20 protein-coding genes are annotated in these 19,247 nt (G+C 66.0%); 9 read left to right on the top strand and 11 right to left on the bottom strand.

Going from position 1 to position 19,247, the window contains the following annotated elements:
- Positions 1–85 precede the first annotated feature (85 nt).
- The 7 genes from Q9246_RS02070 (at position 86) to Q9246_RS02040 (ending at position 8,050) form a co-directional block, all read left to right on the top strand.
- Complete coding sequence (locus Q9246_RS02070) at positions 86–964, top strand: HlyC/CorC family transporter (RefSeq protein ID WP_306395065.1); 879 nt, start codon at positions 86–88, stop codon at positions 962–964.
- On the top strand, positions 964–2,562 hold the full coding sequence (gene lnt / locus Q9246_RS02065) for an apolipoprotein N-acyltransferase (RefSeq protein WP_306395064.1): 1,599 nt from the start codon (positions 964–966) through the stop codon (positions 2,560–2,562). Before Q9246_RS02070 ends, lnt begins: the two co-directional genes overlap by 1 nt.
- A gap of 95 nt (positions 2,563–2,657) precedes the next feature.
- The gene (gene glyQ / locus Q9246_RS02060; protein ID WP_306395062.1) at positions 2,658–3,569 is read left to right on the top strand and encodes a glycine--tRNA ligase subunit alpha; all 912 of its coding nucleotides are present in this window, start codon (positions 2,658–2,660) and stop codon (positions 3,567–3,569) included.
- A gap of 17 nt (positions 3,570–3,586) precedes the next feature.
- Entirely contained in the window at positions 3,587–5,683 is a 2,097-nt protein-coding gene (gene glyS / locus Q9246_RS02055) for a glycine--tRNA ligase subunit beta (RefSeq protein WP_306395061.1), read from the top strand.
- A gap of 33 nt (positions 5,684–5,716) precedes the next feature.
- Positions 5,717–6,307, top strand: coding sequence for a D-glycero-beta-D-manno-heptose 1,7-bisphosphate 7-phosphatase (gmhB, locus tag Q9246_RS02050; RefSeq protein ID WP_306398056.1), 591 nt, complete (start codon positions 5,717–5,719; stop codon positions 6,305–6,307).
- Positions 6,308–6,365: 58 nt separating this feature from the next.
- Positions 6,366–7,106: a lysophospholipid acyltransferase family protein gene (locus tag Q9246_RS02045; RefSeq protein WP_306395059.1), complete on the top strand. Its 741-nt coding sequence runs from the start codon at positions 6,366–6,368 to the stop codon at positions 7,104–7,106.
- A 41-nt stretch (positions 7,107–7,147) separates the two neighbouring features.
- A complete protein-coding gene (locus Q9246_RS02040; RefSeq protein WP_306395058.1) occupies positions 7,148–8,050 on the top strand; it encodes a M48 family metallopeptidase in 903 nt (300 codons plus the stop codon).
- On the opposite strand, the gene Q9246_RS02035 is transcribed toward Q9246_RS02040, so the two are convergent.
- From Q9246_RS02035 to Q9246_RS02010, 6 genes are all read right to left on the bottom strand, one after another.
- Positions 8,051–8,509 (bottom strand): YcxB family protein, encoded by a 459-nt coding sequence (locus Q9246_RS02035; RefSeq protein WP_306395056.1) that lies wholly within the window; start codon positions 8,507–8,509, stop codon positions 8,051–8,053. It abuts the gene before it with no gap.
- Between the two features lie 101 nt (positions 8,510–8,610).
- Complete coding sequence (gene waaA, locus Q9246_RS02030) at positions 8,611–9,897, bottom strand: lipid IV(A) 3-deoxy-D-manno-octulosonic acid transferase (RefSeq protein ID WP_306395054.1); 1,287 nt, start codon at positions 9,895–9,897, stop codon at positions 8,611–8,613.
- Positions 9,898–9,904: 7 nt separating this feature from the next.
- The gene (waaC, locus tag Q9246_RS02025; RefSeq protein ID WP_306395052.1) at positions 9,905–10,879 is read right to left on the bottom strand and encodes a lipopolysaccharide heptosyltransferase I; all 975 of its coding nucleotides are present in this window, start codon (positions 10,877–10,879) and stop codon (positions 9,905–9,907) included.
- 9 nt (positions 10,880–10,888) lie between these two features.
- Entirely contained in the window at positions 10,889–12,271 is a 1,383-nt protein-coding gene (locus Q9246_RS02020) for a phosphomannomutase/phosphoglucomutase (RefSeq protein ID WP_306395050.1), read from the bottom strand.
- A gap of 232 nt (positions 12,272–12,503) precedes the next feature.
- Positions 12,504–12,815, bottom strand: coding sequence for an H-NS histone family protein (locus Q9246_RS02015; protein ID WP_306395049.1), 312 nt, complete (start codon positions 12,813–12,815; stop codon positions 12,504–12,506).
- 86 nt (positions 12,816–12,901) lie between these two features.
- Complete coding sequence (locus Q9246_RS02010; RefSeq protein WP_306395047.1) at positions 12,902–14,008, bottom strand: MraY family glycosyltransferase; 1,107 nt, start codon at positions 14,006–14,008, stop codon at positions 12,902–12,904.
- A gap of 155 nt (positions 14,009–14,163) precedes the next feature.
- On the opposite strand from Q9246_RS02010, the gene Q9246_RS02005 reads away from it, so the two are divergent.
- A complete protein-coding gene (locus Q9246_RS02005; protein ID WP_306395046.1) occupies positions 14,164–14,286 on the top strand; it encodes a hypothetical protein in 123 nt (40 codons plus the stop codon).
- Entirely contained in the window at positions 14,283–15,140 is an 858-nt protein-coding gene (locus tag Q9246_RS02000; RefSeq protein WP_306395045.1) for a symmetrical bis(5'-nucleosyl)-tetraphosphatase, read from the top strand. The genes Q9246_RS02005 and Q9246_RS02000 overlap by 4 nt, the downstream gene beginning before the upstream one ends.
- A 140-nt stretch (positions 15,141–15,280) precedes the next feature.
- Here Q9246_RS02000 and Q9246_RS01995 read toward each other — a convergent pair whose 3' ends face one another.
- From Q9246_RS01995 to ruvX, 5 genes are read right to left on the bottom strand one after another with little or no spacing between them, the layout of a single operon-like run.
- Positions 15,281–16,018, bottom strand: a complete 738-nt coding sequence (locus Q9246_RS01995) for a lysophospholipid acyltransferase family protein (RefSeq protein WP_306395044.1) — start codon at positions 16,016–16,018, stop codon at positions 15,281–15,283.
- A gap of 56 nt (positions 16,019–16,074) precedes the next feature.
- Positions 16,075–17,358, bottom strand: a complete 1,284-nt coding sequence (locus tag Q9246_RS01990) for a dihydroorotase (RefSeq protein WP_306395042.1) — start codon at positions 17,356–17,358, stop codon at positions 16,075–16,077.
- Entirely contained in the window at positions 17,355–18,329 is a 975-nt protein-coding gene (locus Q9246_RS01985; RefSeq protein WP_005665326.1) for an aspartate carbamoyltransferase catalytic subunit, read from the bottom strand. Before Q9246_RS01985 ends, Q9246_RS01990 begins: the two co-directional genes overlap by 4 nt.
- On the bottom strand, positions 18,310–18,840 hold the full coding sequence (pyrR, locus tag Q9246_RS01980) for a bifunctional pyr operon transcriptional regulator/uracil phosphoribosyltransferase PyrR (RefSeq protein ID WP_306395038.1): 531 nt from the start codon (positions 18,838–18,840) through the stop codon (positions 18,310–18,312). Before pyrR ends, Q9246_RS01985 begins: the two co-directional genes overlap by 20 nt.
- Complete coding sequence (ruvX, locus tag Q9246_RS01975) at positions 18,840–19,232, bottom strand: Holliday junction resolvase RuvX (protein ID WP_422802372.1); 393 nt, start codon at positions 19,230–19,232, stop codon at positions 18,840–18,842. Before ruvX ends, pyrR begins: the two co-directional genes overlap by 1 nt.
- Positions 19,233–19,247: the final 15 nt, after the last annotated feature.

Raw genomic sequence — 19,247 nt, 5'->3', positions numbered from 1 at the left:
CACCCCGGCGCACCTTGGTAAATACTGGGTGCGCCGCCTTTTGGTGTATCCTGTACCCCATTGTAACAACGGCTTCCCGCCAACTATGCCCGAGTATCCCAGTGACGTCCGACAGGACGCCAAACCCCACAGGTCGCTGCTGGAACGGCTGACCGCCTTCATCTCCCCCGAGCCCGAAAATCGCGCAGAGCTCCTCGAAGTGCTGCACGACGCCCACGAACGCAACCTCCTCGACGCCGATGCGCTGTCGATGATCGAGGGCGTGTTCCAGGTCTCCGACCTGTCGGCGCGCGACATCATGGTTCCCCGCTCCCAGATGGACGTGATCGACATCACGAAGCCGATCGAGGACTGGATGCCCATCGTGCTCGAGACCGCCCATTCCCGCTTCCCCGCCATCGAAGGCGAGCGCGACAAGGTGGTCGGCATCCTGCTGGCCAAGGATTTGCTGCGTTATTACGCTGAAGAATCATTCGACGTGCGCACGAAGCTGCGCCCGGCCGTCTTCATTCCCGAATCGAAACGCCTGAACGTGCTGCTGCGCGATTTCCGCGCCAACCACAATCACATGGCGATCGTGGTCGACGAGTATTCCGGCGTGGCCGGCCTGATCACGATCGAGGACGTGCTCGAGCAGATCGTCGGCGACATCGAGGACGAATACGACTTCGACGAAGAAGAAGACAATATCATCTCGATCCGCGAAGGCCAGCACGGCCCGCGCTGGCGCATCAAGGCGCTGACCGAGATCGAGCAGTTCAACGAAGAACTCGGCACCGACCTGCCGGATGACGACGTCGACACCATCGGCGGCCTGGTCGCGAGCCACCTGGGCCATATGCCACACAAGGGCGAAGTGGTTGACCTGCACGGCCTGCGCTTCGAAGTGCTGCGCGCCGACGCGCGCCAGATCCACGTCCTGCTGGTCGAGCAACTGCCATCGACTGAAGACGACCGCGACTGATGCTGCGCCGCTGGACCAAGACCGCGGCGGCGCCCGCGTCAAAGGCCGACCTGGCCGCGCGCGCCGCGCAGCGCGGCGGCAAGCCCTCCGCCCTGCTGCTGTCCGCCGCCGTCCTGGCCGGCGCTTCTTCCATCCTGTCGTTCCAGCCCTATGGCTGGTGGCCGCTGCAATTCCTGTCGCTGGCCTGGTTCTTCTACCAGGTCGGCATGTCGGGCTCGGTCAAGCGCGCGACCCTGATTGGCTGGGCCTTCGGCTTCGGCTGGACCATGGCCGGCGTGCACTGGCTGTACGTGTTCGGCACCCGCTTCGCCCATTTGCCGGCCGCGCTCGCGGTGCTGGGACTGGTGCTGCTGTGCCTGTACATGGGCCTGTTCGGCGCCATGACCGCCGGCGTCGGCGCCTGGCTGCGCAAGCGCTGGTCGCTGCCGGTGGCCGCCTTCCTGCTACTGGTGCTGCCGACCCTGTGGGGCGTGTCCGAATGGCTGCGCGGCTGGGTGTTCACCGGTTTCCCCTGGGCCTCGTCGGGCTATGCCCACGACCTGGCGCCGCTCGCCGGCTACGCGCCGCTGGTCGGCGTGTATGGCATCGGCATCCTGGTCGGCGTCGGCGCCGGCTGCATCGCCATGCTGACCCAGCGCGCGCACTGGCCAGCGATCGGCCTGCTGGCCGGCCTGATGCTGGTGGGCGCCGGCCTGCGCACGGTTGAATGGACGCAGGAAACCGGCCAGCCGATCAGCGTGCGCCTGCTTCAAGGCAACATCCCGCAAGACAGGAAATTCGATATGGAATTTCTGACCAGCATCGTCACGCGCTACCAGGGCATGATCACGGCCGCGCCGGCCGACCTGATCGCGACGCCGGAAACCGCCCTGCCCGTCTTCCCGCACAACCTGCCGGACGGCTATCTCGACAACCTGCAGCGTTATGCGACGACGACCGGCAGCACGCTGGCAATCGGCATGCCGCTGTTCGACGGTCCGGGCAAGTACGGCAATAGCCTGGTCGCCCTGTCGCCGCAGCCGACACCCTACCGCTACGACAAGGCGCACCTGGTGCCGTTCGGCGAGTTCATCCCGCCGGGCTTCCGCTGGTTCACCGACATGATGAACATCCCGCTCAACGACGCCACCCGCGGCGCCGCGCTGCAGGCGCCGTTCGCAGTGAAAGACCAGTGGGTGCTGCCGAATATCTGCTACGAAGACGTGTTCGGCGAAGAGATCGCCTACCAGCTGCGTAACGCCCAGCATCCGGCGACGCTGCTGCTGAACGTGTCGAACCTGTCGTGGTACGGGCAGTCGGTGGCCATTCCGCAGCACCTGCAGATCTCGCGCATGCGCACGCTGGAGACGGGTCGCCCGATGCTGCGTTCAACCAATGACGGCGCCACCGCCGTGATCGACCACCGCGGCAATATCACGCAGGTGCTGCCGTTCTATGCCGACGGCGTGCTGAGCGCGACCGTGCGCGGCGCGAGCGGCATGACCCCGTTCATCCGCCTCGGCAACGCGGCCTTCCTGATGCTGGGTGGCGTGATGCTGCTCGGCGCCTGGCTGGCCGGCCGCCGCTACCGCCTTAACCACGCCAAATCGAATAGCTGAGTTCAAATCGCCCCAGAGGGTTGAAAAAATTCAGTAGAATTAGTCATTTGGCAAACATACCGCGTTCGCGGCCTCCGGGCTGCGTCCCATTCGAGATGCTCACATTCCAACAAATCATCCTTACCCTGCAGTCCTACTGGGACAAGCAGGGCTGCGCACTGCTCCAGCCCTACGACATGGAAGTCGGCGCGGGCACCTTCCACACCGGCACCTTCCTGCGTGCGATCGGCCCCGAGCCGTGGCGCGCCGCCTATGTGCAGCCGTCGCGCCGCCCCAAGGATGGCCGGTATGGCGAGAATCCTAACCGCCTGCAGCACTACTACCAGTACCAGGTGGCCCTCAAGCCGGCCCCGGAAAACATCCTCGACCTCTACCTCGGCTCGCTCGAGGCGCTGGGCCTGGACCTCAAGAAGAATGACGTGCGCTTCGTCGAGGACGACTGGGAAAGCCCGACCCTGGGCGCCTGGGGCCTGGGCTGGGAAGTCTGGCTGAACGGCATGGAAGTCACCCAGTTCACCTATTTCCAGCAGGTCGGCGGCCTCGATTGCAAGCCGGTGCTGGGCGAGATCACCTATGGCATCGAACGCCTGGCCATGTACCTGCAGGGCGTGGAGAACGTGTACGACCTGGTATGGACCGAGTGGGAAGAGAACGGGGAGAAAAAGAAGCTGTCCTATGGCGACGTCTTCCACCAGAACGAGGTCGAACAGTCGACCTACAACTTCGAGCATTCGAACACCGAGATCCTGTTCCAGGCTTTCAATAATCACGAATCCGAAGCCAAGCGCCTGATCGAGCTGCAACTGACCCTGCCGGCCTACGAGCAGATCATGAAGGCCTCGCACAGCTTCAACCTGCTGGACGCGCGCGGCGCGATCTCGGTGACCGAGCGCGCCGCTTACATCGGCCGCGTGCGCACGCTGTCGCGCCTGGTGGCGCAAGCCTATTACGATTCGCGCGAGAAGCTGGGCTTCCCCATGGCGCCGAAAAGCGAACAAGCAGCTTGAAAAGAACAGAACAGACCATGAACCAAACACTCCTCGTCGAACTGCAGACCGAAGAACTGCCGCCGAAGGCGCTCGTCAAGCTGGGTGCGGCATTCGCCGCCGGCATTGCGAATGGCCTGAAGGCCCGCGATTTCCTGGAAGCCGATAGCAGCGTCACCACCCACGCCACCCCGCGCCGCCTGGCCGTCACCATCACCAACGTCCGCGATACGTCGCCCGACAAGTCGATCCGCGAGAAGGTGCTGCCGGTGTCGGTAGCCCTGGACAAGGAAGGCAATCCGAGCGCACCGCTGGCCAAGAAGCTGGCCGCGCTGGGCTTTCCCGACCTGACGGTCGACCAGCTCGAACGCGCCCAGGACGGCAAGGCCGAAAGCTTCTTCTACACCTATACCGCCGCCGGCAGCGCGCTGGCAGGCGCCGTGCAGGACGTGCTGGGCGAGACGGTGGCGAAGCTGCCGATCCCGAAGGTCATGAGCTACCAGCGCCCCAACGGCGACACTGTGCAGTTCGTGCGCCCGGTGCACCTGCTGGCCGCCCTGCACGGCGACCAGGTGCTGCCGGTCTCCCTGCTGGGCCTCGACGCCGGCCGCACCACGATGGGCCACCGCTTCCTGTCGCATGGCGGCCCGATCACGGTCGACCATGCCGACAACTATGCGCAAGTGCTGGAAGCCGAAGGCAAGGTCTTGTCGTCCGCCGAAGCACGCAAGGAAAGCATCCGCACCCAGCTGCTGGAAAAAGCCGGCGCCGACCAGGTCCTGATGCCGGAATCGCTGCTGGACGAAGTGGCGGCCCTGGTCGAATGGCCGGTGGTCTATGAATGCCGCTTCGAGGAAGAATTCCTGGCCGTGCCACAGGAATGCCTGATCCTCACCATGCAGACGAACCAGAAATACTTCGCGCTGACCGACAGCGAAGGCAAGCTGCGCTCGCGCTTCCTGATCGTGTCGAATATCGCGACCGACGACCCGTCGGCCATCGTCGGCGGCAACGAGCGCGTGGTGCGTCCGCGCCTGTCGGACGCCAAGTTCTTCTTCGAGCAGGACAAGAAGAAAACGCTCGAGTCGCGCCTGCCGCAACTGGCGAGCGTGGTCTACCACAACAAGCTGGGTTCGCAGGCCGAGCGCAGCGAACGCGTGACCAGGCTGGCGACCTATATCGCCACCCGCCTGGGCTTCGACGCGGCGCTGGCCGAGCGCGGCGCGCGCCTGTCCAAGGCCGACCTGCTGACCGACATGGTCGGCGAGTTCCCCGAGCTGCAAGGCATCATGGGCACGTACTACGCGCGCCATGACGGCGAGCACGACGAAGTCGCGCACGCAGCCTCGGAACACTACCAGCCGCGCTTCGCCGGCGACGCCCTGCCGGCCACCAACACCGGTCTCGCGGTAGCGCTGGCCGACAAGCTGGAAACCCTGGTCGGCATCTGGGCCATCGGCCTGCAGCCGACCGGCGAGAAGGATCCGTTCGCGCTGCGCCGCCACGCGCTGGGCATCGTGCGCATGCTGGTCGAGAAGCGCCTGCCGCTGTCGATCGCCGACCTGCTGGCCGATGCCGTGACGACCTTCGCCGGCCAGGCCGCGTTCAAGGATCCACGGCTTGACGTCACCGCCTTCATGCTGGACCGCCTGCGCGGCATGCTGCGCGAGCGCGGCTTCTCGCCGAACGAGGTCGAAGCCGTGCTGGCCCAGAACCCGGACCGCGTCGACGACGTGGTGCAGCGCCTGGAAGCGGTGCAGGCCTTCGCCGCCCTGCCGGAAGCCGCCTCGCTGGCCGCCGCCAACAAGCGCATCACCAACATCCTCAAGAAGAACGAGGAAGCGATGCCGAAGGACGCCAGGGTCGAGCCAGGCCTGCTGCAGGACCAGGCCGAGAAAGACCTGGCGGCCGCCGTCGCCCGCGTGCAGCCGGACGTCGACGCCGCCTTCGCCGCGGGCGACTTCAGCGGCACGCTCAAGATCCTGGCCCAGCTGCGCGACCAGGTCGACGCCTTCTTCAACGACGTGATGGTGATGGCCGACGACGTCGCGCTGCGCAACAACCGCCTGGCCCTGCTGGCCTCGCTGCACGGCATGATGAACCGCGTGGCCGACATCTCGAAGCTGGCAGCATAAATGGGCAAGGACCGCGACAAGGAAGAGCGGGCGATGAAGCTGATCATCCTCGACCGGGACGGCGTGATCAACCACGATTCGCCGGACTTCATCAAGTCGCCGGCCGAGTGGATCCCGATCCCTGGCTCGCTCGAGGCGATCGCCCGCCTGAACCAGGCGGGCTACCGGGTCGTGGTCGCGACCAACCAGTCGGGCATCGCGCGCGGCCTGTTCGACATCACGACCCTGAACGCCATCCACGCCAAGCTGCACGCGTCGGCCCACCTGGTCGGCGCCGACATCGACGCCATCTTCTTTTGCCCGCATGCGGCGATCGATGGCTGCGACTGCCGCAAGCCCAAATCGGGCATGTTCGAAGAGATCGCTCGCCGCTTCAAGGTCAACCTGAAGTGCGTGCCCACCGTGGGCGACTCACTGCGCGACCTGCAGGCGGGCTTCAACCGCGGCTGCGCGCCCTACCTGGTGCTGACCGGGAAAGGCGAGAAGACGCAGGCCGTCGGCGGCCTGCCGCCCGGCACCCAGGTGTTCCCGGACCTGGCGGCGATGGTGAACGCCTTCCTCAAGCCCGCGAGTTCCCCGCCATCCAGCCCTGCCTCTGGTGCAAGCGGCGCGCAAGCTGCATAATCATTACAAGAGCAGTCAAAAAACTGTCCAGCAACAGATCGATTTGTCCGGAGCCCCTTTGCATAACTTCAGTTTGTTCCTGCGTTCCCTGCTGTTCACGATCGTCATGGTCGTCGCTACCGTCATCTGGGCTTGCCTCTGCTTCCTGGCCGCGCCGCTATCGTACAACAAGCGCTTCTGGTTCACCTCGCGCTGGAACGTTTTCATCATCTGGTGCGCGCGCGTCATCTGCGGCATCCGCTACGAATTCAAGGGCTACGAGAACCTGCCGGACGCGCCGGCCATCGTGCTCTCCAAACACCAGTCGGCGTGGGAAACCATCTTTTTGCTGCCCAATCTCACGCGGCCGCTGGTCTACGTCTTCAAGAAGGAAATCCTGTACATTCCCTTCTTCGGCTGGGCCATGGGCCTGCTGCGCATGATCCCGATCGACCGCAAGCAGGGCAAGAATGCCTTCAGTTCCGTGGTCCGCCACGGCAAGCGGCGCCTGGCCGACGGCCAGTGGATCATCATGTTCCCTGAAGGCACACGCATCCCGGTCGGCCAGAAGGGAAAGTACAAGAGCGGCGGCACGCGCCTGGCTGTGGAAACCCAGGCGGTGGTGGTGCCGATCGCGCATAATTCGGGCGAGTGCTGGCCCAAGAATTCGTTCATCAAACGGCCCGGATTGATCACGGTCTCGATCGGCAAGCCGATCGCGCCCAACGGCCATACTCCCGACAGCCTGATGCAAGAGGTAGAAAATTGGATAGAATCCGAAATGCGCGTCATTTCGCCCCACGCCTACAACGGTGGCTGAGCGACGTCAGCGCCCAGATCCGTGAGTCGAGACCACAGACCGTGGCCTCGGCCAAGGTCGACGGGCAGCAGCTGGAATTGTTCGCGCAAGAATTCTTCGCGGCGCTGAGGCCTTCCGACCGGCCGGCGCCGCCCGCGCAGCCGCTGTTCAAGGCGCCGCCGGCGCCGCCCCGCATCAAGCTTCCCTCGCCGCCCGTCGGCCCGCAAGACCCTCCCCTGAAACGCATCATCCTCGGCCACCACACCATCGAGTACGCGCTGCGCCGCTCGTCGCGCCGCTCGATCGGCTTCACGATCGACGACGACGGCCTGCGCGTGACGGCGCCGCGCCGCGTCACGCTGGAAGAAATCGACAATGCACTGCGCGCCAAGCAGCGCTGGATCGTCAGCAAACTGCTCGAACGGGGCGAACGGCGCGACCAGCGCCAGCAGCGGGCGCCGATCGAATGGAAGGATGGCGCGCGCCTGCCCTATCTCGGCTTTGATATCGTGCTGCGACTGGAGGAAGCGGCGCGCAGTCATTGCCAGTTCGATGCGGCCAGTAACGAGCTATGGATCGGCGTGGTGCCGGGGCTGTCGGAATGGCAGCTCAAGGAGCGCGTGAAGATCTGGTTCCAGGCCGAGGCCAAGCGCCTGTTCGTCGAGCGCCTGGACCTGTATGCGCCGCGGCTGGGCGTGAATTACAGCAGCTTCACGCTGTCGTCGGCCGGCTCGCGCTGGGGCTCGTGCACGGTGGGCGGCAGCATTCGCCTCAACTGGAAACTGATCCATTATCCGCTGGCGCTGGTCGACTACGTGGTGGCGCACGAACTGGCCCACCTGCGCGAGATGAACCACAGCCCGGCGTTCTGGGCCACGGTGGGAGAGGTATATCCGGATTACGACGGCGCGCGCCTGGCATTGCGCCGCCGCTCGCACGAGATGCCGGCGCTGTTCGAGGAATGATCAGCGAAGGCTCAGTGCATGCCGCGCCGCCGCCAGCTCGCGCATCACATCCACCTGGCGCTCGGACAGGCAGCGGAATGGAATAGGCAGCGTGCCGCGCTTGAGCACCATCATGAAGCCGCGCGAGTAGGTGCGCACGGCGGCCACGTCTTCCCAGTCGATCAGGGTCACGCCGCCGCTGGTGCGCACGATGCCGTGTTCGTCGATGGTGAATTCATAGGTGCGCCGCCCGCGACCGAGCAGGATGAAATTGAGGGCCGCACTGAACGTGCTTTTCAGGCGCAGCAACAGGCTTGCCGGCCAGCGCACGCGCCGGCGGCGGATCAAAAAGCCGCCGTGCTGCCACATGAAACTGGTGTACTCGCGCAGCGAATAGCGCACGAAGAAGTGCAGCGCTTCGAGCGGCATGGCGCCGGCCCGTGGCGGCGCCGGAACTTCGTTCGTCGGTCCAGCGGTCATGATCGCCTCCAGCGCCGGTGCCGCCTGCCTCGGGTGATTGAACGACAACATGGCGCATCCCCTTTTGTTTTGTACCGTACAGACTGGAATGGTAACAAAACCTAGCGAATAAGCCGTTGCACGAGTTCAACAGTGCGCAGGGTCGCCCCGCGATGGCGATTGGCGAAAGCCAGCGCCTTTTCTCCCATCCCGACCCGCGCCGCGCCGTCGCGCAACAGGCCGGCCGCCGTCGCGACCAGGGCGTCGGCATCGGCCACCCGCCTTGCTGCGCCGTCAAGCACCGCCTCGTTGGTGGCGTCGAGGAAGTTGAAGGTATGCTCGCCCACCAGCACCGGCTTACCCAGCGCGCAGGCTTCGATCAGGTTCTGGCCGCCCAGCGGCAGCAGGCTGCCGCCGATATAGGCGCAGTCGCAGGCGGCGTAGTAGGCGAACATCTCGCCCATCGAGTCGCCCAGCAGCACGTCGGCGCCATCGATGCCGTGGTCCAGGTCGAGCAACGAGCGGCGCGCGAGCTTGAAGCCACGCGCCGAGGCCAGCGCCGCGACTTCGTCGAAGCGCTGCGGATGGCGCGGCACGATCGCCAATAGCGCGCCGGCCGGCTTGTCCGCCAGGCGCTGCCAGGCGTCGAGGATCAGCACTTCCTCGCCCTCGCGCGTGCTGGCGCACAGGAATACCGGCCGCTCGGCGCCGCCGGAGCGAATGCGCGCGCGCAGCCAGTCGCCCTGTTCCAGCGCCGCCGGCGGCGGCGTCACGTCGAACTTGACGCTGCCGGTGACCGCCACGTTCGGCGCGCCCAGCGAGCGGATACGTTCGGCATCCGCCTCGGTCTGGGCCGCGACCAGCGCAAAGCCGCGCGCCGCCTCCAGCATCACGGCGCCGGCCTTGCGGCCGCGCTTGAGCGACTTCTCGGACAACCGCGCATTGGCCAGCACCACCGGCACATCCAGGCGCGCGCAGGCGTGGATCAGGTTGGGCCATACCTCGGTCTCCATCAGGATGCAGGCGCGCGGGCGGTGGCGGCGCAGGAAGCGCCGCGTCATCGACGGCGTGTCGTACGGCAGGTAAGCCTGGACCACGCGCTCGCCGTGGCGGGCGAACAGCGCCTTGCCGGTGGCGCGTCCGGTCGGCGTCATATGGGTGAGCAGGATGCGGCAGTCGGGATAGGCCGCCAGCACCGCGTCGACCAGCGGCTCGGCGGCGCGCGTCTCGCCGACCGAGACAGCGTGCACCAGGATGGTCGCGCGCTCGGTGGGCGCCGGGCCGTCCAGCGCCAGCCGCTCGCCCCAATGTTCGCGATAGCCCGGCTCCTTGCGCCCGCGCCACCACAGGCGGCCCAGCACCGCCGGCAGCGCCAGCCACCACAGGCCGGAATACAGCGTGCGATTCATGCCGGTCCTAGGCCAGCAGGCGGCGCGCGGCGGCCACCACGTCGTCGACCGAAGGCGGCGCGCCCAGGTCGCCCAGGTTGACGATGCGCTCGGACCAGTTGCCCTCGGTCTTCCACTTCGGCGAATCGCAATAGATCTCGATCGTCGGCCGCACGAAGGCGGCAGCGATGTGGGTCAGGCCGGTATCGACGCCGACCGCGAGCCGCGCATGCCGGGCCAGCGCGACCGCATCCATCATCGACAGTTTCGGCAGCACGCGCGCATTCGGGATGCCGGCGGCCAGCGTCTCGGCGTCGATGCGTTCGGCCTCCGAACCCCAGGGCAGCAGCACCGGCAGCGGCGCCAGCGCATTGCCGAGCGCGATCCAGTTGGCGTCCGCCCACTTCTTGGCGGCGCGCGCCGTCCCGTGGAAGAATACCGCGTAGTCTTCCTGCGGCAAAAAGGCCGGGCGCGACGCCGCATCCGGCGCCGGCAGGCCGAAATCGGGCGGCGTATCGACCGGATAATCGAGCGCGGCGCCCGCCACCAGCCGTCCGCGCGCCACCGCGTGGGTGCGCGGGCTCAGGGGAATGCTGTCGGTGTGGAAGATGCGCGAGATGCCTTCGTAGCCCGAGCCTTCGCTGCCGTTGGCCAGGCCGATTTTTTTCCCACCCCGGCGTACCCGCGCGGCGCCCATGACGATGCCGGTCTTGAGCAGGCCCTGGGTGTCGAATACGTAGTCGTATTCTTCTTCGCGCAGGTTGCGGAAGAAGGCCTTGATCTCGGCCCGCGTCCCGGCCTTGCCCAGGCTCTTGCGCCAGCGGCGCAGGGCCCAGGGGATGATCTTGCGCACCTGCGGGTTCAGGCGCACCAGGCTGACATAGCCTTCCTCGACCACCCAGTCGATGGTGGCGCCCGGATGGCGGCGCAGCAGGTCGGCCACCATCGGCAGGTTGTGCAGGACGTCGCCCAGGGACGACACACGCACCAGCAGGATCTTCAAGCAACTACCTCAGAACGGCAGGTCTGCGTCCGGCTTGGCTGCCAGGATCACGCTCTTGAATTCGCCCTGGATGCGCGCCAGCGCTTCCGGGTTCTCGCCTTCGAAGCGCAGCACCACGACCGGGGTCGTGTTCGACGCGCGCGCCAGGCCGAAGCCGTCCGCGTACTCGACGCGCAGGCCGTCGATGCCGTTGATTTTTTCCGAGGTCGGGAAGGTCGCATCGACGCGCAGCTTGTCGATCAGGGCGAAGTTCTCGCCTTCCTGCAGGTGCAGGTGCAGCTCCGGGGTGCTGCTGGCGATCGGCAGGCCGTTCAGCAGGCCCGATGGATCCTGGCCCTTGGTGAGGATCTCGAGCATGCGCGCGCCGGCGTACAGGCCGTCGTCGAAACCGTACCAGCGGTCCTTGAAGAAGATATGGCCGCTCATCTCGCCGCCCAGCGGCGAACCGGTTTCCTTCAGCTTGGCCTTGACCAGCGAGTGGCCGGTCTTCCACATCAGCGGACGGCCGCCGTTCTTTTCGATGTAGGGCGCCAGGTGGCGCGTGCACTTGACGTCGTACAGGATCTCGGCGCCCGGGTTGCGCGACAGGACGTCGGCCGCGAACAGCATCATCTGGCGGTCCGGGAAGATGATCTGGCCATCCTTGGTGACGAGGCCGAGGCGGTCGCCGTCGCCGTCGAAGGCCAGGCCGATCTCGGCGTCGGTCTCCTGCAGCGCCTTGATCACGTCCTGCAGGTTTTCGGGATGCGCCGGGTCCGGGTGGTGGTTCGGGAAGGTGCCGTCGACCTCGCAGAACAGCTCGACGACGTCGGCGCCCATGCGGGTGAACAGCTCGGGCGCGAAGGCGCCGGCGACGCCGTTGCCGCAGTCGACCACGATCTTCATCGGGCGCGCCAGCTTGACGTCGCCCACGATGCGCTCGATGTACTGGGCGCGGATGTCATGGGTGCCATATTCGCCGCGCTGCTCGGCGATCTTGCCGTCGTAGGCGGCGATGCTGTCGTGCAGGCCGAGGATGGCGTCGCCATAGATGGCTTCGCCCGCCATCACCATCTTGAAGCCGTTGTAGTCGGGCGGATTGTGGCTGCCGGTGACCATGATGCCCGAACGGGTTTCAAGGATGTTGGTGCCGAAATACACCATCGGCGTGGCGACCATGCCCAGGTCGATCACGTCGACGCCGGCATCGCGCAGGCCGTCGCTCAGGGCGGCCGCCAGTTCCGGGCCCGACAGGCGGCCGTCGCGGCCGATCACGACCTTGCGCTCTCCCTTGGCCAGCGCGGCGGCGCCGAAGGCACGGCCGATATCGCGCGCGATGCCCGCATCCAGGGTCTTGCCGATGATGCCGCGAATGTCATAGGCCTTGAAGATCGTTTTCGAGAGAGCAACCATGTTCTTCCTTGGAATTCTTGAGAGGGAATGCGCCGATCGCTGAACGACCGTGGTCATCGCCGGATGTTGGAGGAATGATAAAAATTTGCCTGCTATTGTACCGGCAAGCGGTGGCTCCGTGGGAATGGAGCGGTAGGAAGAGGCCGCACGCGGCCTGCGCCGGCGTCGCGGAAGTGAGGTTCCGCGGGCGCCCGGGCGCTACGCGCTGGCCGAGGCCAGGCGCGGGGAGTACTTAGACGCGCAGGTCGTCGATCGACTTGCCGCCTTCGATCCATTCCTTGACCCACTTTGGCTGGCGGCCGCGGCCGGTCCATTGCAGGTTCGAATCGTCTGGATTGCGATAGCGCACGGCGACGGTGGCGCCTTTCGAACCACGGCCGGCGGTGGCCATCAGGTCTTTCAGCGGCACGCCGACGCTTTGGGCGATGGCGAGGATTTGCTCGCGCGCCTTCTGCATTTCCTGGCCTTCACGCTTCTTCATCTCCTGCTTGATTTGCTCTTGCAGGTTGCGCAAATCGCCTACGGACATATTCGACAGATCCATCTTATTCCTCGCTTCGTTGAAATTAAATGCAGATTCAGCAATTACTGATTCTAGTGAATTCTCACTAATTGTCGCAATATAATACATCAATCATCCGGCCTAGTCTTTTTACTTAAGAATAGCCAGCGCGGGGACTTGAATCTAACGATACGACCATACAACCATAGGTAACTGATTATGAACAACAAGCAGAAGAACATCAGGGCCGTCGTGTTTTTCCAGAACACCGTTGCCGGTATCACCGCCAGCAGTGAAATGAGCCATAAATAAGGAGAGGTTCGCGCATTGCGCTTCATCAAGGCGCGTGCTTCACGGGGGCCCACTGTCCATTGCACGATACGGCGAAAAATCAAACTGTGCAGGTGAATACCATCCGGCATCGCCGGCGACTTACCGCGCACAAACATGCGGCGATAAGCGGAGAATATCGTTTCGAAAGCCGGATAAATCAGCAATAGCGCCGCATACCAGGTGGAGACCCCGGGATTGCGCATCACCAGCAGCAGCGCCAGCTCGCCGAGCAGGAAGCCGAGGAAATACGCGCCGCCATCGCCCAGGAAGATCAGGCCCACCGGATAGTTCCAGATCAGGAAACCGGCGGTGGCGCCGGCGACGATCAGCGCCGCCACCAGCACGAACATATCGCCCACCTGCAGCGCCACGTAGGACAGCGACAGCAGCATGAAGATGCTGATCACGCCGGCGAGGCCGTTGAAGCCGTCGATGATGTTGATGGCGTTGGCGATGCCGGCTACCGCCAGCATCGTCAGCGGCAGCACGATCCACAGCGCCTCGATCGGCACCACGGCCCACGGCAGGTCGAGGCGGCCGACGCGCGCATCGAGCAGCCAGTAGCCGAGCGCGGCCGCGACCAGTGTCAGCGACAGGCGGCGCAGCGGAGAAACGCGGCCCGTGTAATCCTCGGCGATCCCGCCCGACATGGCGACCGCAGCGCAGGCGATCAGGGTGGCGAGCCACGCCATCATTTGCGGTTCGCGCAGGATCGATATCCCGGACGCCACCACCACCGCGAGGAAAATCGGAATGCCGCCGATACGCGCGACCATGTGCGAGTGCACTTTCTGCACGCCGCCGAAATCGCCATCGAGCCCCAGCCCATGTTTTCGCGCGGTCTTGATTACCAGCAGCGTCAGCAATGCGCAGGAAAGGAAGCTCACGAAAAACGAGAACATTATTGTTTTCTTTCGATGCCTGTATGTGGAGATCCCGGGGACGCTACGCGTGCCGTAAAGCCGGATTCATTGTACCGGAATGGATGGGCATTTCCGGGCGCACGTATTTAACGTGTCCAGGGTGTTGGAACTGAGTCAAACAACGGCGACGTCGCATGCGTTTCAAGCACAAGACCGGCGCCGAAATCCGCAAAATCGCGGCGGCCGGCGCGGCGCCGGGTAAAATCATCGGTATCCGCAAAAGCACGCGGCTCCACCAGCCAATCTCGAGAATATGAAAACCTACGCCATTGGCGACTTGCAGGGTTGCGCGCACGAGGCGCAACTGTTATTGGACCGCATCTTCGATGCGGCAGGCAGTGATGCGCGCATCCTGTTTGTCGGCGACCTGATTAATCGCGGTCCCGATTCGCTCACCGCGCTGCGGCGCATGAAGGCGCTGTCCGAATCGAGCGGCGGGCGCATCGAAGCCCTGCTCGGCAACCACGATCTGCACCTGATCGCGGTGGCGGCCGGAGCCCAGCGCCTGGGCCGCTCCGACACCCTCGACGAGATCCTGGCCGCGCCCGACCGCGACGAACTGGTCGCCTGGCTGCGCCGGCGCCCGCTGGCGATGTTCGTCGACGCCCACCTGCTGGTGCACGCCGGCGTGGCGCCGCAGTGGGATGCGCGCCAGACCATGGCGCTGGCCGGCGAAGTCGAGTCCGCGCTGCGCGGCGACGGCTGGACCGACTTCCTCGGCGCGATGTACGGCAACCTGCCCGACCGCTGGGACGATGGCCTGCAGGGCATGGACCGCCTGCGCTGCATCGTCAACGCCCTTACCCGCATGCGCCTGTGCGCGCCGGACGGCACGATGGATTTCAAGCACAAGGAAAGCGACGCCGGCCCGGCCGGCAGCGGCCTGCTGCCCTGGTTCGACCTGCCGGGGCGCAGGACGCAGGACGTGACGGTGGTGTTCGGGCACTGGTCGGCGCTGGGGCTGGTGCAGCGGCCGAATTTGATTGGCCTGGATAGCGGCTGCGTGTGGGGCGGCAAGCTGACGGCGGTATGCCTGGATGACCGCTCGCTGCTGCAGGTGGATTGTCCCGAGTATCGGGAACACGGCGGCAAGAAGCGCCAGGGGGGCTGAGACGCAGCTCCAGCACGTCGTTCCCGCGGAGGCGGGAACCCAAGTTTGCGTGCGCAGCCAATAACGCACGCGTGGGCGGTATGCGAAGGACTAGGGTTCCCGCCTTCGCGGGAACGACGTGTTTGGGGCACGGGGCGTGGTTACCGCGCTACCGCAACTGCCGCCCCCACCGCCTCCTGCGCCGCCAGCGCCAGCTCGCGCCGGTGCGCGCCAACGCTCTCCAGCGGCGCCAGGCAGGCCAGGCGCGCCTTCACGGGCGGCCCCTGCAGGATGCGCAGCAGGCTGTCGACGAAGGTGGTGTCGCCCACGTACTCGATCGACGGATGCAGCGCGCCGCCGGCGTCCAGGTAGGCCAGCGCATACGGCTGCACCAGGACGCCGGCATCGATCGCGGCCTCGAACAGGTTGGCGTGGAACGGCAGCACCTGCCCCTGCAGCCCGGTCGTCCCTTCCGGGAACAAGGCGACTCTTTCCCCTTTTTGCAGCACCTCGACCAGCCCCTTGAACACATGGCGCAGCTCGCGCCGGTTGCCGCGCGCGATGAACACGGTGCCGGCGCCGGCCGCCAGCCAGCCCATCACCGGCCATGAGCGGATCTCGGCCTTGGCCACGAAGCGGCAGGGATCGAGGGCGTTGATGACGAAGATATCGAGCCAGGACACGTGGTTGGCGACGACCAGCGCGTGCTCGAGCGCGGGCACGCCGCCGCCATGCTCCACCTGCACCCGGCACAGGCGAAGCAGGCGGCGCGACCAGCCGCGCGTCAGGCGCGCGCGCAAGGTGGACGAAGCGAAGGGAAACACCAGCGCGCAGGTCGCCAGCCCCTCGCACAGGTGGACGACGACGCGCGCGAGGCGCCAGGCAAGCCGGATCTTCAAGATGACGAAAACGAAGCGGACGGCGGCTGCATCACGAGCCCGCCGTCCCGGGTGGATCAGCGCTGGTAAGCCACGCGGCCGCGCACGATGGTGGCCTTGACCTGCCCCGCCAGCTCATAGCCGAGGAAAGGCGTGTGCTTGCCCTGGCTGGCCAGGGTCTTGCCCTCCACCTTCCAGCGCGCGTTCGGGTCGAACAGCACCACGTCGGCCGCGGCGCCCACGCCCAGGGTGCCGGCCGGCAGCCCGGCGATGCGGGCCGCGTCGCGGGTGATGCGGCTGATCGCCAGTGGCAGCGCCCTGGCCGCATCCTGCTGGTCCTCGGCCCACTTGAGCGTCAGCGACAGCAGCAGTTCCAGGCCGGTGGCGCCGGGAGAGGCTTCGCCGAACGGCAGCAGCTTCTCGTCGTCGTCGACCGGGGTGTGGTCGGAGCAGACCGCATCCACGGTCCCGTCCAGCAGGCCGGCGCGGATCGCGTCGCGGTCGCGCTGGGCGCGCAGCGGCGGGGTCAGGCGCGCGTTGGAATCGAAGAAACCGATGTCGGCGTCGGTCATGTGCAGGTGGTGCACGCCGACGTCGCAGCTGACGTCCAGGCCCTCTTTCTTGGCGGCGCGGATCAGGTCCAGCCCGGCGGCGGACGAAATCCGGCACAGGTGCACGCGGGCGCCGGTAGCGCGCATCAGTTCGAAGATCGTGTGCAGCGCGATGGTCTCGGACATCACCGGCACGCCCGACAGGCCCAGGCGCGAGGCCAGCGGGCCGCTGTGGGCCACGCCGCCGCGGCCGATGTGGGCGTCCTGCGGACGCAGCCACACGGTAAAGCCGAAGGTTTTCGCATACTGCATGGCGCGCAGCAGCACGGTGGTGTCCAGCACCGGTTCCTCGGCCTGGGCGAAGCCGATGCAGCCGGCTTCGGTCAGTTCGGCCATCTCGGTCAGCGCCTGGCCCTTCAGGCCCACGGTCAGCGCGCCCAGCGGGTGCACATTGGCCTGATCCAGCATGCGCGCGCGGTGCTTGAGCATCTCGACCAGGCCGGGTTCGTCAAGCACCGGATCGGTGTCGGGCGGGCACACGAGCGTGGTCACGCCGCCCTGCATCGCCGCTTGTAGCTCGGATTCGAGCGTGGCCTTGTATTCGTAGCCTGGCTCGCGCAGGCGCGCCGACAGGTCGACCAGGCCGGGGGCGACCACCAGGCCGCTCGCGTCGATCGCCTGGTCGGCGTTGAAGCCGGCGGGCGCGGCGCCGAGCGCCGCGATCTTGCCATCGACGATGAACAGGTCTTGCACGGCGTCGATGCCGTTCGCCGGGTCGATCACTCGCCCGTTCTTGATATGAAGTTTCATGCGTGGGTTCCTGCCAAAATGCTCATCACCGCCATCCGTACCGCGATCCCGAAGGTCACCTGCGGCAGGATCACCGCCTGGGCGCCGTCCGCCACCGCCGAGTCGATCTCGACGCCGCGGTTCATCGGGCCCGGGTGCATCACGATCGCGTCCGGTTTCGCCAGCGCCAGGCGCTCGGGCGTCAGGCCGTAGCTCTTGAAGTATTCCTGGGCCGAGGGCAGCAGCGCGCCGCTCATGCGCTCGTTCTGCAGGCGCAGCATGATGATGACGTCGACGTCCTTGAGCCCCTCATCCATGTTGGTGAAGGTGCGCACGCCCATCTGTTCCAGGCCGCCCGGCAGCAGCGTGTGCGGGCCGATGGCGCGCACTTCGGGCACGCCCAGCGTGGTCAGGGCGTGGATGTCCGAGCGCGCCACGCGGCTGTGCAGGATGTCGCCGACGATGGCCACGCGCAGGTTCGTGAAATCCTTCTTGTAGTGCCGGATCGTGTACATGTCCAGCAGGCCCTGGGTCGGGTGGGCGTGGCGGCCGTCGCCGGCGTTTACCACGTGCACGTCGGAGCGGGTGCGGTTCAGGTGCTGGGCGATCATGTAGGGCGCGCCCGATTGCGCGTGGCGCACCACGAACATATCGGCGTGCATCGCGGCCAGGTTGTCGATGGTGTCGAGCAGCGACTCGCCCTTGGTGGTCGACGAAGCCTGGATGTTCAGGTTGATGACGTCGGCCGACAGGCGCTTCGAGGCGATCTCGAAGGTGGTGCGGGTGCGCGTCGAGTTTTCGAAGAACAGGTTGAACACGCTCTTGCCGCGCATGAGCGGGACCTTCTTGACTTCGCGGTCGGAGATGCCGACAAAGCTCGATGCGGTGTCGAGGATGTGGTCGATGTGCGACTTCTTGAGTCCCTCGATGGTGAGCAGGTGCTGCAGCTCGCCATTCTTGTTCAGTTGCGGATTATTGTGCAGGGTCGGCATTGTCTTGTTCGATGGTCAGCGAGAGTTGGCCTGTGTCGTCACGCTGCAGGCACAGCGACTGGTGCGCCGCGAGCGACGCGCGGGTGCCGACGAAATCGGCCGCCACCGGCAGCTCGCGCCCGCCGCGGTCGGCCAGCGCGGCCAGTTTGATGCAGGCTGGCCGACCGTAGTCGAACAGCACATTGATCGCGGCCCGCGTGGTGCGGCCGGTCTGCAGCACGTCGTCGACCAGCACGATCGTGGCGCCGTCGACCGGGAAGCGGATATGGGTCGGCTTCACGTCCGGGTGCAGGCCCTTGCGCGCATAGTCGTCGCGGTAGAACGAGACGTCGATCGAGCCCAGGCGCGCGGTCAGGTCGAGGTCGCGCGCCAGGCGTTCGGCCAGCCAGGCGCCGCCGGAATGGATGCCGACGATGGCGGCATCCTGCACGCCGTCCAGGCCCGCGCGGACCTGGGCCAGCAGCTCGCGGTAGAGCGCTTCGGCATCAAAATCAGGATTAGTTATTTGCATCAGTTGGGAGAAAATGCGTCAAAGTATTGTTGCAGAATAATGGCGGCCGCCTTGTCGTCGATGACCTCGCCGCGCTTCGACGCGATCACGGCCGACGAATAGCGTTCGTCGACCAGTTCCACCGGCAGGTTGAAGCGGCCATGCAACTGGTTGGCGAAGCGGCGGCTGCGCAGGGTCATGTCGTGCTCGGCGCCATCCGGATGACGCGGCTCGCCGACCACCAGGCGCGCCGGCGACCATTCGGCGATGAGTTCGCCGATGATCCTGAAGCGGGTCGCATTGTCGATGGCGGCGATGACGCGCAGCGGCTGCGCCTGCCCGGTCAGGGTGTTGCCCATGGCGATGCCGATCCGCTTGACGCCGAAGTCGAAGCCGAGAACGATATCGACCATCATGCGCAACCATGC

The organism is Telluria beijingensis, from assembly GCF_030770395.1.
Lineage (GTDB): Bacteria > Pseudomonadota > Gammaproteobacteria > Burkholderiales > Burkholderiaceae_D > Telluria > Telluria beijingensis.
Note: the sequence above shows the minus strand (reverse complement) of the source record. Positions and strands in the feature narration are given on the sequence as shown.

Excerpts from the sequence above, each read along its gene's own strand:
- Q9246_RS02070 (WP_306395065.1), top strand. The coding sequence starts at position 86 with ATGCCCGAGTATCCCAGTGACGTCCGACAGGACGCCAAACCCCACAGG.
- lnt (WP_306395064.1), top strand. The coding sequence starts at position 964 with ATGCTGCGCCGCTGGACCAAGACCGCGGCGGCGCCCGCGTCAAAGGCC.
- glyQ (WP_306395062.1), top strand. The coding sequence starts at position 2,658 with ATGCTCACATTCCAACAAATCATCCTTACCCTGCAGTCCTACTGGGAC.
- glyS (WP_306395061.1), top strand. The coding sequence starts at position 3,587 with ATGAACCAAACACTCCTCGTCGAACTGCAGACCGAAGAACTGCCGCCG.
- gmhB (WP_306398056.1), top strand. The coding sequence starts at position 5,717 with ATGAAGCTGATCATCCTCGACCGGGACGGCGTGATCAACCACGATTCG.
- Q9246_RS02035 (WP_306395056.1), bottom strand. The coding sequence starts at position 8,509 with ATGACCGCTGGACCGACGAACGAAGTTCCGGCGCCGCCACGGGCCGGC.
- waaA (WP_306395054.1), bottom strand. The coding sequence starts at position 9,897 with ATGAATCGCACGCTGTATTCCGGCCTGTGGTGGCTGGCGCTGCCGGCG.
- Q9246_RS02020 (WP_306395050.1), bottom strand. The coding sequence starts at position 12,271 with ATGGTTGCTCTCTCGAAAACGATCTTCAAGGCCTATGACATTCGCGGC.
- Q9246_RS02015 (WP_306395049.1), bottom strand. The coding sequence starts at position 12,815 with ATGGATCTGTCGAATATGTCCGTAGGCGATTTGCGCAACCTGCAAGAG.
- Q9246_RS02010 (WP_306395047.1), bottom strand. The coding sequence starts at position 14,008 with ATGTTCTCGTTTTTCGTGAGCTTCCTTTCCTGCGCATTGCTGACGCTG.
- Q9246_RS02005 (WP_306395046.1), top strand. The coding sequence starts at position 14,164 with ATGCGTTTCAAGCACAAGACCGGCGCCGAAATCCGCAAAATCGCGGCG.
- Q9246_RS02000 (WP_306395045.1), top strand. The coding sequence starts at position 14,283 with ATGAAAACCTACGCCATTGGCGACTTGCAGGGTTGCGCGCACGAGGCG.
- Q9246_RS01990 (WP_306395042.1), bottom strand. The coding sequence starts at position 17,358 with ATGAAACTTCATATCAAGAACGGGCGAGTGATCGACCCGGCGAACGGC.
- Q9246_RS01985 (WP_005665326.1), bottom strand. The coding sequence starts at position 18,329 with ATGCCGACCCTGCACAATAATCCGCAACTGAACAAGAATGGCGAGCTG.
- pyrR (WP_306395038.1), bottom strand. The coding sequence starts at position 18,840 with ATGCAAATAACTAATCCTGATTTTGATGCCGAAGCGCTCTACCGCGAG.
- ruvX (WP_422802372.1), bottom strand. The coding sequence starts at position 19,232 with ATGGTCGATATCGTTCTCGGCTTCGACTTCGGCGTCAAGCGGATCGGC.